The organism is Acinetobacter sp. 789_lipA, from assembly GCF_058242845.1.
The window spans coordinates 1-13,712 of record NZ_JBZAYS010000002.1 but is presented as its reverse complement, the minus strand read 5'-3'; the positions used below and the strand labels follow the sequence as shown (position 1 = coordinate 13,712).

The window sequence follows — 13,712 nt, the reverse complement described above, 5'->3', positions numbered from 1 at the left end:
GGTATTCATCGAATGATTACGTTTTAATTAGCTTAGAGCTGTTCTAATTTTAAAATCTTTGTGCAACAAAGCCTGAAAGGACATGCCAGTTAGTTAAAACTAGTTTGGGTATCCTAAATACTCATGCTTAGTAAATAGAATCATTAGCCAAAAATCCATAAAGGAGTTTATTCACGTTATGGATTTAAGACTTTAAACTCGTGAGAGATTAATTGGCTGGCTTTTAAGCAAGATAATTAATTAAAACAAGAAATAACGCTGTGCCATTGGCAATAATTCTGCTGGTTCACAGGTCAAATGTATGCCATCTGCCCGTACTTCGTAGATTTCCGAATCAACTTCCATCACTGGTGTATAGGTGTTGTGCTTCATATCGGCTTTTGAAATATTACGTGTGTTTTTACATGCAGAAATGATTTTCTTCAGACCTAATTTTTCCGCTACACCATTATTAATTCCTGCCTGAGACAAGAAGGTAATACAGGTGTTATGCACACCGCGGGCATTTGCGCCAAACATGGGACGGTAGTGCACAGGCTGCGGCGTTGGAATGGACGCATTAATATCCCCCATTGGTGCTGCTGCAATCATACCGCCTTTAATAATCATGGCAGGTTTAACACCAAAAAATGCAGGTTTCCACAGCACCAAGTCTGCCAGCTTACCTTCTTCGACCGAGCCGACTTCATGACACAAACCGTGGGTAATGGCTGGATTAATTGTATATTTCGCAATATAACGTTTAACCCGCTGATTATCCGTATATGGCGTATCACCTTCTAGCGGTCCACGCTGCACTTTCATTTTATGTGCGGTTTGCCATGTACGAATAATCACTTCGCCCACACGCCCCATTGCCTGTGAATCAGACGACATCATGGAAATTGCGCCCAAATCTTGCAAAATATCTTCCGCGGCAATGGTTTCACGACGAATTCGACTTTCGGCAAATGCAACATCTTCTGAAATCGCAGGATCTAAATGATGACATACCATCAGCATGTCCAAATGCTCATCAATGGTATTAACCGTATATGGGCGCGTCGGATTGGTTGAAGATGGTAACACGTTGGCCTGACCAATAGCTTTTAAAATATCAGGCGCATGACCACCACCTGCACCTTCAGTATGATAGGTGTGAATGGTACGCTGTTTAAATGCCGCCAACGTTTCTTCTAAAAAGCCGCTCTCGTTTAAAGTATCAGTATGAATTGCGACTTGCACATCATATTCATCCGCGACAGTCAAACAGTTATCAATGGCAGCAGGGGTTGAACCCCAATCTTCATGCAGTTTTAAACCCACCACACCTGCTTCAATCTGCTCGCGGACAGGATCGGGCAAACTCAAATTTCCTTTGCCCAATAGCCCAATATTCATAGGTAAATCATCGATGGCTTGCAACATGGTCGCAATATGCCATGGTCCCGGTGTCACTGTGGTTGCGGATGTCCCTGCTGCTGGACCTGTTCCGCCACCAATCATAGTGGTTGTACCTGACATGAGTGCAGTTTCTACCTGTTGCGGGCAAATCCAGTGAATATGCGTGTCAATGCCGCCTGCAGTTAGAATTTGACCTTCCCCCGCAATCACTTCCGTGGCCGCTCCCAACGGAATGGTGATATTGGGTTGTATGTCAGGATTTCCCGCCTTACCAATTTTCCAGATACGACCATTCTTTAAACCGACATCGGCTTTCACAATGCCCCACCAATCGACAATAAGTGCATTGGTAATGATGGTATCGGCAACATCATCTGCCAACAATTGGGATTGCCCCATGCCGTCTCGAATGACTTTACCACCACCGAATTTAACTTCTTCACCATAAGTGGTCAGGTCTTGTTCGACTTCAATAAACAGTTCCGTATCCGCCAAACGAACACGATCCCCTACGGTTGGTCCGAACATTTCCGCATATGCACGACGTGACATTTTCATCATAGATTACTCTAAATTCTTAAAAGATTTTGATGGCCCGACTTAGTCAAGTTTCCCCATCACTCGACCCGCAAAACCATACACTTCACGCTTTCCTGCTAGTGCCACCAATTCGACATCTCGGCTCTGACCCGGCTCAAACCGTACTGCGGTGCCCGCAGCAATATTCAAACGGTAGCCTTTGGCACGCTCGCGCTCAAATTGCAAAGCATCATTGGCTTCATAAAAGTGAAAATGCGAACCAATTTGAATTGGTCGATCCCCAGCGTTCGCAACCGTTATTTTTAGGGTTTCACGTCCAACATTTAACTCAATATCGCGATCTGACGTAATTACTTCACCTGGAATCATCTTTATTCCTTATAGTTCTTTACATAATCGGTTGATGTACAGTCACCAGTTTTGAACCATCTGGAAAGGTTGCTTCAACTTGGACTTCAACAATCATTTCTGCGATGCCATCCATCACATCATTGCGGCTCAGTAAAGTCGTGCCGTAGTGCATCAGCTCGCTTACGCTCATGCCATCGCGTGCACCTTCAAGCAAGGCAGCAGAAATATACGCAATCGCTTCAGGATAATTCAGCTTTAAACCACGTGCTTTACGGCGCTCTGCAACCAAACCCGCGGTAAAAATTAAAAGTTTGTCTTTTTCTGTTGGATTTAATTCCATATCTTTTACCTATTTAAACGTGGAGATGCTTCGCTCATGAGCTATACATGACCAAAAATCGTTGTGTCATTTGGTCTTGAAATTACAGGCTAAAATGAATTTAAGTTCTCCAAATACGTGGGAATTCTTCATCCAGATCGTACCAATAGCGTCTTAATTTCGCTCTGATGGCAGCAAAAGCATCGTGACATTGCCGAACATCATTCCCCAAATAGCGCGCACAAATCACATCATCCAAAACCGTTAAGGTGACAGGTACATCCATACGCATCATCAGTTCACGGATTAAATCCAAATACTGTTCTAAATCTAGACTGGCACGATATTGCATGGGGGGCACGGCCCAGAAACTCCCCATCACAGATTGACCATGCATGCCTAGGCATGAACTTAACCAGCGGTCATTGCCCTTAAAACTTAAAGTATCTGCCACCAACAAAGTTTGATTACGGAACAATTTGAACTGGTTGCTATAGGCACCATCACTAAATTGCTCTTCACGTGCTTGGCGACCAATGACCAACATGTCCCAACCAATAAAACTGGCTGCATGATCCAAATGAATGATGGTTTCTGAATGCGCATTCGCACCATTAAACAGCATGGTTTCTTGCGGCAGCCATTCAAAAATAGCATCAGCATTCAAACAAATATTGATATGCTGATAGGCCTTTTTACCATTGGTTTTGTACCATTTACCTGCGCCCGGGGTGGTCACTAAGGCATGAGCCTGCGCATCGACAGACATATCAAAAGTCAGGTGATCCCCACCCGCAATGCCCGCAGGTGGATGCACAATAATGGCATGGCAAACCCCTGTTTTTTCAGGCCAAAGCATTTTTTGTACCCGAACAGGACCATAATGTTTGCGGTGATGTAACACCGTGCATTCAGGCTCTTTTTGAGCCTGAAAACCGAGTTCCAACTTGGCAAACCATAATTGAGCATCATGCGTTCGACTGACGGTTAAATCCTGCATGCTTCCTCTGCGTGATCAATACCAATAATTTGCTGTGCTGAAATTTGTTCATCAAAACGACCTAAAAATCATTAAGCCAAACCAATCAATGCAACAACTGCGGCAATTCCACCGACAATTTTCTTACCATGTGGCACATATTTTTGTAACAATGCACCTAAACCCAAGCCACCTGCGTAGATACAAGACATAGCAACAACCATGCCGAAGACTAAACCGATCACATGACCTGAATGACTCAATTCGGCACCATGCGCCATACCATGAAAACTTGCTAAAACCATAGTCGCAACTGCAAACAGTCGATTGGCTTTGGTCCATAGGGCAATGGCAAGAACAGATAAGGAGAAAACAATGCCGTATTCAGCAATATTTGCGGAAACGATATGCAACTGCCCAAGGCTAAAACCCGCAATCATGGCCACAACTAAACCCAACAATCCGCCTACTTTCCAACGATTAGCCGCTGACCACAGCAGCACACCAAAAGCGATTGCCATTGTGAGGTGATCAATTCCAGTAAATGGATGAATAAAGCCCGTCAAGAAACTATTCTGTTGTTCATGTCCGGGATGTGCCATTGCCCACATTGGAAAAGCTGCGGCGAAAGTGACTAAAGTTCTTTTTAAATAAGTCATGGTGTTTCCCCGAATTAAGCTTTGAATAGACCTTGTTTTTCAATGAACGAAATAATAATTTCCAAACCTTCTTTGGTTTTCATATTGCTAAACAAGAACGGCTTATCGCCACGCATACGTTTAGCATCTTGGTCCATCACACTTAGGTTTGCGCCGACCATTGGTGCCAAGTCGGTTTTATTGATAATCAACAAATCGGATTTGGTAATGCCTGGACCACCTTTACGTGGAATCTTTTCTCCTCCCGCCACATCAATCACATACAGGGTTAAATCTGAAAGCTCAGGACTAAATGTCGCTGCCAAATTATCTCCACCACTTTCAATAATAATCAGCTCAAGCCCATCAAACTTTTCACATAAATCATCAATTGCCGCGAGGTTAATAGACGCATCTTCACGAATGGCAGTATGCGGACAACCACCTGTTTCCACCCCAACAATACGCTCTGGAGACATGGCTTCATTGCGGGTTAAAAAGTTTGAATCTTCTTTGGTATAAATGTCATTGGTGACGACAGCCATATTATATTTTTCACGCAAGGCCTGACATAAATTCAAGGTCAGCGCTGTTTTACCCGACCCGACTGGTCCACCAATTCCTACACGTAATGGGCTACGTTGTGACATATTTTTTCCTCTTAAAATTATGATCTGAATAGTCTTGAATATTGGGTCTCGTGGTGCATACTGAGCATGGCATATTGCGGTAAAGCACTACTGATTTCTGTGTCTGGCAATGCCAGCGCACGCGTAATTGCTGCGGGAATAAGCGCATGTAAATGCCACAAAATACGCTGACCACTCATCTGTCCAAGCGGTACGGTTTTAACTGCCGCCAAGACCTGATTTTCTAAAAGGGTAAAGGTATAAGCCGTGAGTACTTCTGTTTGATTTAGCCCCAAGGTGCCACACAGGTTTCCATACACTGGAACAAAGCCCAGCTGTTTTTTCACTTTAACGGGTTGCTTTAATACGTCTCTAATCCATGCATTTAAAGAAAATGCCAACTGTTTCGATTCTGCCAGTAGCTCTTTACTCTCACGGCTGGCGCGGTAAAAGTTTGCCCAGTAAGTAAAATTTACTTCGTCATCACTGTATTGCATTAAACGTTTCAGCACTGGCAACTCAAAACGAACCAAGAGCATTTCCAGCACTTCTTCAAAATAAGCAATGCTGGAGGCTTCATCATGAATCAGCCCTCGATCAATGGCACTTTCCACACCTTGCGAATAGCAATATGCCCCTATCGGTAACGCAGTTGATGACAAGGTCAACAAGCTGAGTAGTTGTGACGGATTAGTGATGGACATGATGTAAAGTCTTGATTGGGCTTAAGCGATGATCATGTTGATGTTGTGCATAAGCACCGCTTTCTGGTTCAAAAGGATGATCTACCTCTGCAACGTTTAATCCCAAACCCACTACCATTTCAGCCAGTACATGATCTGGTTCGAAATATAATGCTGTTGGCGTCAACATTAAGGGAACGTGACGATTGCCGAGATGATATGCAGCTTTTAATAAATCAAATTCTTGCTGTGCCGAAACTTTCATCAGTTTTTCTGGTTTCGCTTCAACTTTAAGAATATTTCCGCTTTCCGTCGAAATATATGATCCACTGCGTAAAATGCCTGTGCGCGGTAAATCTGCACCAATATCTACCCCATTTTTTAAAGTTGCACGAAAACGGCTCTTTTGGCGCGTATCGAAAGTCAGCTCAATGACATCAAAGTCACAATTTTCTGTAACTGCTTCTAATCGTTGAGTATAAATTTCCATTTTTTCTCCATGCTTTACTTTATCTGGTATTACTTTTGACCTAAATTGATTCAAAATTTATTCCTGCATGCAAAATTGCACCACAATAAACATAGAAGCAATTTTTGAACCAACATTTATTTTCTAATGGAGATCAAAATATTTAGGGTAAAATTAAAACCTAATTATTTAATTTCAAATAAAAAATAATAAATAAGTGAGTTGCACTATTAAAGTATCTTTTCACGCCAGTACCATTCGCGAGTTGTATTTTTCACACAATTTTATGGGCTACCATCACTCTCCTAAACAAATATAGTCTGTCTGATTTGCCTATACAGAAAAAAGATGAAGCCCCCCATCCATCTAAAAAATTTCCACTTCATTTCCTAGAAACTCTGCATAGATAGCATTTTGGATGTTGTTGCATAAGTTAATTATTTCTAAACGTATAATTGAACTCAGACAGGTTCCTTATTCCGCATGATGCTGATACCAATGTTCAGCAATATCCCCTCGTCGACAAATCCAAACATTCTCATGTGCTTGAATATAATCCAAAAAGCGTTGTAGAGCTTTAAAACGACCAGGACGCCCCAAAATACGACAGTGCATTCCAATAGATAACATTTTGGGAGAGCTTTCACCTTCTTTATAAAGCACATCAAACGAATCTTTTAGATATTGATAAAATTGCTCTCCACTGTTAAATCCCCCTGGTGAGCTGAACTTCATATCATTGCTTTCTAAGGTATAAGGAATAATTAAGTGTGGACGGCTATTACCTGTAGCATCCGTCAGTGAACTCCAAAATGGCAAGTCATCACCATAATTATCACTATCATATTTAATTTGTGGAAACTCGGCCAATAACTGACGGGTATTAGGACTATCCCGACCTGTATACCAACCAATCGGCGCTTGTCCAAATAAAGTTTCCAACACACTGATGGCTTGATCCATATATTGGCGTTCTAGCTCAATGGGCATGTCTTGATAATGAATCCAACGCTGACCGTGTGAAACTACATCATAATTTGCATCTTTGATGGCTTGTACAATATAGGGATTGCGAATTAAAGCCATGCCCACACCGAAAATCGTCATAGGTAAATTACGCTTTTTGAACTCCTGATGAATACGCCAGAATCCTGCGCGTGACCCATATTCATACATAGAATCCATCGACATATGTTTGTCTGGGAAACTTGCAGCCCCAATGATTTCCGATAAGAACTGCTCAGAACCAGCGTCACCATGTTCTATATGGTTTTCACCCCCTTCTTCATAATTCAGTACAAACTGTACTGCAATACGAGCGCCATTTGGCCATTCTACTTTAGGTGGTTCACCATGATAGCCAATCAAATCTCGTGAATATGGTGCATTCTGAATGTGGTCGATCAGGTCTTGTCCACATAAATAATCTTGTGTCACTTTTATTTCCTCGCAAGATAAATAAAACGCTATTTCTATTGCTTAAGACTAGGTTTTTACATCCTGCAATTTGATTGTATTGCAGGGTTTTTCTACATTAAATTCAATACTCTAAGCATCAAAACTAAAGTTCAAATCTTAATTATTCTGACTCTACATAAAGCATGTTTTCGAATGGATATACATCACAGTTCTGACTACCCCCAATACGATCTACAACGATGAATTCACTCGGTGCTTCTAGGGTGATAAGCGGGTGGTGCCAAGTTCCTGCGTGATAATTAACGCCTTGATTACCATTAGTAATAAAAGCTTTAATTTTATTCAGATCAGGAGTGTCTTTATCTAAACTTTCCGCAACAACAATCACAAACTTTTGCCCATGCATAGCGACAAATGCTTGCGAGCCGAGCGGATGTCTTTCAAGCATCGAAATTTCTATAGGAAACTGACTTGCCTTAATATTATTGAAAATACTCATGCCGACTTTTGCATCTGATTGTATTTCTGCCAAATCGTGATAGCGTTCGGTATGCTTTTCATTAATATAAAAAAAATCATTCCCCTTCGTCATGAGAATATCGCCAAAGGGCTTGAAGTTTTCAGCAGTTAATGGCTGTATTTGAATTTTATTCATGTCAGTTACACTGTAGTCGTGACTTTACCCCATAAACGAATACGACTAATACCGCCATCTGGGATCATGTTGATTCGAATGTGTGAGATTTTCTCATGTGCGAGAACTTGATCAATGTAGCTATGTACGTGATCCATTTGCATGTCTTGGGCTTCGAGTAAAAATGGCCAAAACATACTTTGCGGTATCAATTGAGGGTCGGTCGCGTCTTTCACATATACAGCCTGAATAGAAACTTGTGCTGGGAAGTTCCCTTTAAAGTGTGCCGTATCAATTTCAATTTTTTCAATGGTCCCAGTTTGACCTAATGCCAATACACACCAATCAAAACCCGGTTCACGGCGGCGCTTGGTTTCCCAGCCATCCCCCATGTTTACGCCTCTTCCCGGGTTAATCAGATTACGTGGATGTCCAAAATGTGCATCACTATAAGCAATGACTCGCCCACCATTTTCTAGTGCGAGTAAATCCAGTGTTTGCCCACTGTCTTTGATTTGAATCTGAACTTCACCATAAATACGTAAACGGGCTACCCCACCATCTGGGAAGATATTTAATCGAATATGGGTAAACACCTGTTCTGATTCAACATGAAAAATGTGATGCTGACTGGAACCTAGAATACTATTGGGTAAAAAGCTTTGCCATTCGACCTGCTCAAGCTCATCACTAGGGGCATAGCATGCTTCTAGTGCAGCTGATGCTGGATAATTTCCTGTAAAGAATGTCGTATCAATATCTAAACCGCGAATTTTTCCAGCGACTCCCAGTTTGACAATACACCAATCATATCCAGCATGGCGTTTACGGCGTGTTTCCCAGCCGTCCATCCATTTACCATGATCATCAAACTTATCTTCGACAAAAATCGGTGCACTCGCGTTTAACATCCGTTTTGCTTCTGCAAAAAAATCATCAGAGCAATCAATCACTTTTGCTCCAATTCTTTCATCCGCTAGATTTGTATACTGCTGTAAATGTGAAGGAATCTCAAAAGTCGGTGCATGTAAAGTTGCCATATGTTTTCCAAACTAAAAATGATATCTATAAAATCTATTGAGCATAAAAGTTACAATTCGCGCGTTGAGTAAAGCGGCATCTCTTTTTGTAACGTGCATATGCTGAATAATTAAACCCATGTAATGCATAGACAATGACTGTCTTTAAATTCTAAAAATGCTCAAGCCTTACTTTTGAGTTGGGTAGTCATAATCACCCCATTTGCTGGTACGCAGTCCTAAACCATGCAGTGCTTCGAGTAATTTAACCGCAGCCGTCACCCCATCTATTACTGGAATTTGTAGCTCTTGGGAAATTCGATCAACATGTTTGGACATTCCCCCACAGCCTAAAACAATTGCACCAATCCCATCATTCAGCTTCGCGAATAAACACATCTGAAGTAACTTTTCATAGGTTTCTGTTTCATTCGTTTCTAGATCAAGAACAGGTAAATCGATACAGTGGATTTTTTCACATTTATGGGTATAGCCATATTGGTGTAACAGATGTTCCGCAATGATTTTGGTTCGTTTAAGCGTCGTTACAATAGAGAACTTTGTTGCAATTAAAGTGGCCATGTGAAAAGCCGCTTCTGCAATACCAATCACTGGAGCATCTGTTAACTCTCGAGCAGCATCTAAACCCGGGTCTCCAAAACACGCAATGATATGACCATCGACTTGTTGCGTCTGCCCTTGTTTAATCAAATCTAATAAATGAAAGGAAGCAATTGCTTCATCATAGTGTCCTTCAATTGACGCAACACCTTGAGTTGGAGAAACCGCCAAAATTTCTGTGGATTCGGCCGCAACATTTCTCGCACTTTCTGCAATAGATTGTGTCATTTCCAGACTGGTATTTGGATTAATGACTTGAATACGCATAATTAACCTTTGATCTTTCATAATTCAATTGAGAAATCTATTAAGCAAATAGATTCAGATTCGTGCTAACAGTTAACCCCGCTAATGGCTTAACGGGGTTAAATTGAGTCTTAATTTATTGATTTTGAATATTTGACGGGTGATCTCATACTAATCACACTGTAAGTGAGCAGCCCTAAGAACATTCCAATAAACCAACTGAAATTTGCGAGTACATGCCATTGCGGAAGCAACACACATAAAATTGGAATAATTGCGGATGGAATCAAGGCATAAATTGCATTGTAGTTATAGCCGTTTTTATACCAATAGTTACCTTTGCTATCTAATGTATAAAGATCATCTACGGCAATGTTTTGCTTCTTAACAAAGTAGTAATCTGCAATCAAGATACCGAATAACGGACCAATAAAAGCACCTAAGATATCAATGGTATAGTGAATAACTTCAGGATTATTAAATAGATTCCAAGGGGTGATGAAAATAGAGCCAATTGCTGCAATCATCCCACCCATACGCCAGCTGATTTTACTTGGAGAGACATTTGAGAAATCAAATGCTGGCGAGACAAAGTTCGCGACAATGTTAATTCCGACTGTAGCAATCATGAGCGTTAAGCTACCTAAAATCACTACAAAGGTATTGTCCAATTTACCAACCATTTCAACAGGGTCAGTAATTAATTTGCCGTAAATTGGTAAAGTCGCAGCAATACATACCACAGTTAATAATGAGAACCCAAGGAAGTTAACCGGTAGACCTAGAAAATTTCCGAACTTAACAGCTTCAAATGATTTGCCATATCGAGAAAAGTCACCAAAATTTAAGACAGGTCCAGAGAAGTAAGAAACAACAATGGCGATAGCACCAATCATGACGGGTAATACATCTAAACCTTCGTACTTCACGCCACCCAGATTAAGATCGATATTTTCCCATCCCGCTTCATATACCAACCATGCCGCCATGGCGAACATGACCACATAAACAGCTGGCCCAGCCCAATCAATAAATTTACGAATACTATTCATACCCGACCAGAACACGACTGCTTGTAACACCCAAAGCAGCATAAAACCAATCCAGCCTAAATATGAAAGTCCTAAGAAGCCATACTGCTTCACATCAGCATATATCGCCATATCAGGAAAGAATTTAAGGATAACCAGAATAAAAGCACTTGATGCTAAATAGGTTTGAATCCCATACCAAGCAACAGCAATCAATCCTCGAATCACCGCAGGGATGTTGGCCCCCAAAACACCAAAAGTTGCACGACAAATGACAGGAAACGGTGTACTGGTCTTTTGACTTGGTTTGGCAATCAAGTTGGCAAAGAACTGAACAATTACAATGCCAATTAATAAGGAGACTAGAACTTGCCAGCTATTTAAACCTAATGCAAACAAACTACCTGCTGTGACATATCCACCAACACTGTGTACATCAGACATCCAAAAGGCAAAAATATTGTATGAGCCCCAAGTCTGCTTTTTAAGTGGTGCTAAATCCTGATTGGTTAAAGCGGGGTCATAACCTGGCTTAATTAATGCTTCTGAGTTGTTATCCATTGTGATCTCTCATTTTAAATTCATTAAATTCGGTTACAAGCTATCGCTGGATAGGCTCTAAGCTCGTGGTCTTTGTTTTGTGGCTAGAATGTCAGTCTCATGCCCAAAGCCAATGAAAGTTGGTCCTGATTTGCATAACCCCCCCCAGGGAGTGTTGAATCAGTGTTAACTAAACTTTCACTTGAGCCATCATCGTTTGTCAGATAAGCAAGGTTTGCGACTAAGCTAAGAGGTTTACGTACTTGATAAATTGCCAGCGCTCTATAGACCATCGCGTCATGATCAAATGTTGTATTTTGCTTATAGATCACATCGCCTGATACGGTGAGCTTCGGGGTAAAGTTGTAATCCACACCCACCTCAGTAGCCCACGCCTTTTGGTCAGCTGAGTTGCTTGCAATCGCTGCATATTGACCCGGTCCTGTAATATCTGCGTATGCAAAACCTAAACGGGTGGTCAATTGGTCAAATGTATACTTTGAAGCTAAAGTGGTTAATCTATAATGATTATCGGTATCATGTGCTTCATGATCTTCATAGGCTGCGCCTAACATCAGTTTTGGTGTTGTATATTTCGCTGCACCAGAGAAAATCTGCCCGTGTGTATTTTTCGCAGAGTCATCATCTGTGGCATATAAAGCACCAAACTGCCAACCATTCAGTTCAGGCGAAGAATACTTAAAAGTATTACTGTAAATTTCACTTACAGCATCGAACTCAGACATTTTAAAGATGGCACCTGAGTTATAACCGCCTTTAAATACACTACCGACAAACCAATCATCGTTAAACGTCCATTGTTTTCCGACACTTAATGAACCATAAGGTGTTTTCAGGCCCGCATATGCATTTCGGTCAAAAAGCTCACCATCTTTGTTTTGTTCACCTTTTGAAGGTTTAAAACCAGACTGCAAATTAAAGTAGGCTTGATAATCTTCATCAATTTTATAGTTTCCACTAAAACCAATGTTAGACACACCCAAAATACTATCTACAGCTTCAGTCTTGGTTCCACCCTTCACGTTTGTCACTGTTGCAATACCAGTATCAATCAAACCGCTAATTTTCACATTCACACTATCTGTGTTGAATTCCACCCCTGCATGACAAAAACCTGCACAAGAGGCCATCACTCCAAACAAGATACTTTTCTTAACTTGCAACATAAGTCGTTCCCAAAAATGACTCACAAAGTTCAGTCAAATTGTTGATAATATAATTCAGTATTGTGCACAATCCATACAATGCAAATTTTGAGCCAACAATGAATTTAATTTTAAAATCTTCATTTTTATCAACATGATTTTTAATTAAATATCTAATATTTATATTTTTTATTTTTCTTTGCATTATACACATTCATTGCTAAAATCGTTTAGAGCCTATAATTAGCTCTTTATGCCCCGTCTAACATTTGCACTGTTTTGTAACTTCAATGCGCTAAGGAGACCCTAAAAAATGTCATTGCATTCAGATGAAAGCCAAAAAGCACTGAATAACAAAGACATAGATATGCACATTTATAATGCAATTTTAGATGCAATTTTAAATCGTCAATTAAAACCAGGTACTCGTTTGGTTGAAGCACCCTTATGTAAGGCATTTGGAGTTACGCGTGGCGTGATTCGACGGATTTTTGTAAAGCTCGCTCACGATAAAATTATTGAAATACAGCCAAATCGTGGTGCTATTGTTGCTGAGCATGATCTAGAAGACACCAAAGCTGTGTTTGAGGCACGTAGCATGCTGGAATTGGGAACAGTCAGAAAACTCGCGAAACGTGCGAAAAATGTGAATTTACAAAGTGTAAGAGAATTAGTCAGAAAAGAAGAAAATGCGCTTTCTGATGGTAACTGGAAAGAGTGGGTAAAACTTTCAGGTGACTTCCATTTAAAGCTGAGCGAAATTAATAACAATCCCTTGGTGACGAACTACCTTCAAACATTAATTGCCAGAACGTCATTATTAATCCGCATGTATGAGTCCCCAGCCCATAACAGTTGCTCGATTGAGGAGCATACGGCTATTCTTAATGCAATTGAGCAAGGTGATGAACAACTCGCAACTTCCCTTATGGAAGAACATTTAGAAGATTATGCGAACATATTTCTGAAAGAACAACCAGCTGCAAACCACTCTGATTTACTTGAATTATTTCAAGATAAAAAAATAGAAAATTAGATTGGCTAG

15 protein-coding genes are annotated in these 13,712 nt (G+C 40.8%); 1 reads left to right on the top strand and 14 read right to left on the bottom strand.

The genetic code is table 11. The features are described 5' to 3' along the window. Nucleotides 1-240: 240 nt before the first annotated feature. The 14 genes from ureC to AC4CUZ_RS18555 form a co-directional block, all read right to left on the bottom strand. A complete protein-coding gene (ureC, locus tag AC4CUZ_RS18620) occupies nucleotides 241-1,941 on the bottom strand; it encodes an urease subunit alpha (protein WP_490748117.1) in 1,701 nt (566 codons plus the stop codon). A gap of 42 nt (nucleotides 1,942-1,983) precedes the next feature. After that, entirely contained in the window at nucleotides 1,984-2,292 is a 309-nt protein-coding gene (locus AC4CUZ_RS18615) for an urease subunit beta (RefSeq protein WP_005100595.1), read from the bottom strand. Nucleotides 2,293-2,311: 19 nt separating this feature from the next. Next, a complete protein-coding gene (gene ureA, locus AC4CUZ_RS18610; RefSeq protein ID WP_000422459.1) occupies nucleotides 2,312-2,614 on the bottom strand; it encodes an urease subunit gamma in 303 nt (100 codons plus the stop codon). A 100-nt stretch (nucleotides 2,615-2,714) separates the two neighbouring features. After that, a complete protein-coding gene (locus AC4CUZ_RS18605; RefSeq protein WP_005100596.1) occupies nucleotides 2,715-3,593 on the bottom strand; it encodes an urease accessory protein UreD in 879 nt (292 codons plus the stop codon). A 71-nt stretch (nucleotides 3,594-3,664) separates the two neighbouring features. Continuing rightward, nucleotides 3,665-4,231 (bottom strand): HupE/UreJ family protein, encoded by a 567-nt coding sequence (locus tag AC4CUZ_RS18600; protein ID WP_490748089.1) that lies wholly within the window; start codon nucleotides 4,229-4,231, stop codon nucleotides 3,665-3,667. Nucleotides 4,232-4,245: 14 nt separating this feature from the next. After that, the gene (gene ureG, locus AC4CUZ_RS18595) at nucleotides 4,246-4,860 is read right to left on the bottom strand and encodes an urease accessory protein UreG (RefSeq protein WP_005100598.1); all 615 of its coding nucleotides are present in this window, start codon (nucleotides 4,858-4,860) and stop codon (nucleotides 4,246-4,248) included. Nucleotides 4,861-4,877: 17 nt separating this feature from the next. Beyond that, nucleotides 4,878-5,543 (bottom strand): urease accessory protein UreF, encoded by a 666-nt coding sequence (locus AC4CUZ_RS18590; protein WP_005100599.1) that lies wholly within the window; start codon nucleotides 5,541-5,543, stop codon nucleotides 4,878-4,880. After that, nucleotides 5,530-6,012 carry an urease accessory protein UreE gene (ureE, locus tag AC4CUZ_RS18585; RefSeq protein ID WP_005100601.1) on the bottom strand — a complete coding sequence of 161 codons (483 nt, stop codon included), beginning with the start codon at nucleotides 6,010-6,012 and terminating at the stop codon, nucleotides 5,530-5,532. The genes AC4CUZ_RS18590 and ureE overlap by 14 nt, the downstream gene beginning before the upstream one ends. 453 nt (nucleotides 6,013-6,465) lie before the next feature. Next, entirely contained in the window at nucleotides 6,466-7,428 is a 963-nt protein-coding gene (gene puuE, locus AC4CUZ_RS18580; protein WP_178928927.1) for an allantoinase PuuE, read from the bottom strand. A 142-nt stretch (nucleotides 7,429-7,570) separates the two neighbouring features. Beyond that, nucleotides 7,571-8,065, bottom strand: coding sequence for an ureidoglycolate lyase (locus tag AC4CUZ_RS18575; protein ID WP_490748088.1), 495 nt, complete (start codon nucleotides 8,063-8,065; stop codon nucleotides 7,571-7,573). Nucleotides 8,066-8,070: 5 nt separating this feature from the next. Then, nucleotides 8,071-9,084, bottom strand: a complete 1,014-nt coding sequence (alc, locus tag AC4CUZ_RS18570; protein WP_178928925.1) for an allantoicase — start codon at nucleotides 9,082-9,084, stop codon at nucleotides 8,071-8,073. A 168-nt stretch (nucleotides 9,085-9,252) separates the two neighbouring features. After that, nucleotides 9,253-9,951: an aspartate/glutamate racemase family protein gene (locus AC4CUZ_RS18565; protein WP_178928924.1), complete on the bottom strand. Its 699-nt coding sequence runs from the start codon at nucleotides 9,949-9,951 to the stop codon at nucleotides 9,253-9,255. A 110-nt stretch (nucleotides 9,952-10,061) separates the two neighbouring features. Further along, entirely contained in the window at nucleotides 10,062-11,522 is a 1,461-nt protein-coding gene (locus AC4CUZ_RS18560; RefSeq protein WP_178928923.1) for an NCS1 family nucleobase:cation symporter-1, read from the bottom strand. Between the two features lie 83 nt (nucleotides 11,523-11,605). Further along, the gene (locus tag AC4CUZ_RS18555) at nucleotides 11,606-12,688 is read right to left on the bottom strand and encodes a porin (protein WP_485138936.1); all 1,083 of its coding nucleotides are present in this window, start codon (nucleotides 12,686-12,688) and stop codon (nucleotides 11,606-11,608) included. Between the two features lie 292 nt (nucleotides 12,689-12,980). Here AC4CUZ_RS18555 and AC4CUZ_RS18550 point away from each other — a divergent pair, with 292 nt between their 5' ends. After that, a complete protein-coding gene (locus AC4CUZ_RS18550) occupies nucleotides 12,981-13,703 on the top strand; it encodes a GntR family transcriptional regulator (RefSeq protein WP_178928922.1) in 723 nt (240 codons plus the stop codon). The last annotated feature ends 9 nt before the right edge of the window (nucleotides 13,704-13,712 follow it).

Coding starts and splice junctions, on each gene's coding strand:
- AC4CUZ_RS18590 (WP_005100599.1), bottom strand. CDS start 5,543: ATGTCCATCACTAATCCGTCACAACTACTCAGCTTGTTGACCTTGTCA.
- ureA (WP_000422459.1), bottom strand. CDS start 2,614: ATGGAATTAAATCCAACAGAAAAAGACAAACTTTTAATTTTTACCGCG.
- ureG (WP_005100598.1), bottom strand. CDS start 4,860: ATGTCACAACGTAGCCCATTACGTGTAGGAATTGGTGGACCAGTCGGG.
- AC4CUZ_RS18555 (WP_485138936.1), bottom strand. CDS start 12,688: ATGTTGCAAGTTAAGAAAAGTATCTTGTTTGGAGTGATGGCCTCTTGT.
- AC4CUZ_RS18600 (WP_490748089.1), bottom strand. CDS start 4,231: ATGACTTATTTAAAAAGAACTTTAGTCACTTTCGCCGCAGCTTTTCCA.
- AC4CUZ_RS18550 (WP_178928922.1), top strand. CDS start 12,981: ATGTCATTGCATTCAGATGAAAGCCAAAAAGCACTGAATAACAAAGAC.
- alc (WP_178928925.1), bottom strand. CDS start 9,084: ATGGCAACTTTACATGCACCGACTTTTGAGATTCCTTCACATTTACAG.
- AC4CUZ_RS18615 (WP_005100595.1), bottom strand. CDS start 2,292: ATGATTCCAGGTGAAGTAATTACGTCAGATCGCGATATTGAGTTAAAT.
- AC4CUZ_RS18575 (WP_490748088.1), bottom strand. CDS start 8,065: ATGAATAAAATTCAAATACAGCCATTAACTGCTGAAAACTTCAAGCCC.
- AC4CUZ_RS18605 (WP_005100596.1), bottom strand. CDS start 3,593: ATGCAGGATTTAACCGTCAGTCGAACGCATGATGCTCAATTATGGTTT.
- AC4CUZ_RS18565 (WP_178928924.1), bottom strand. CDS start 9,951: ATGCGTATTCAAGTCATTAATCCAAATACCAGTCTGGAAATGACACAA.
- ureE (WP_005100601.1), bottom strand. CDS start 6,012: ATGGAAATTTATACTCAACGATTAGAAGCAGTTACAGAAAATTGTGAC.
- ureC (WP_490748117.1), bottom strand. CDS start 1,941: ATGAAAATGTCACGTCGTGCATATGCGGAAATGTTCGGACCAACCGTA.
- AC4CUZ_RS18560 (WP_178928923.1), bottom strand. CDS start 11,522: ATGGATAACAACTCAGAAGCATTAATTAAGCCAGGTTATGACCCCGCT.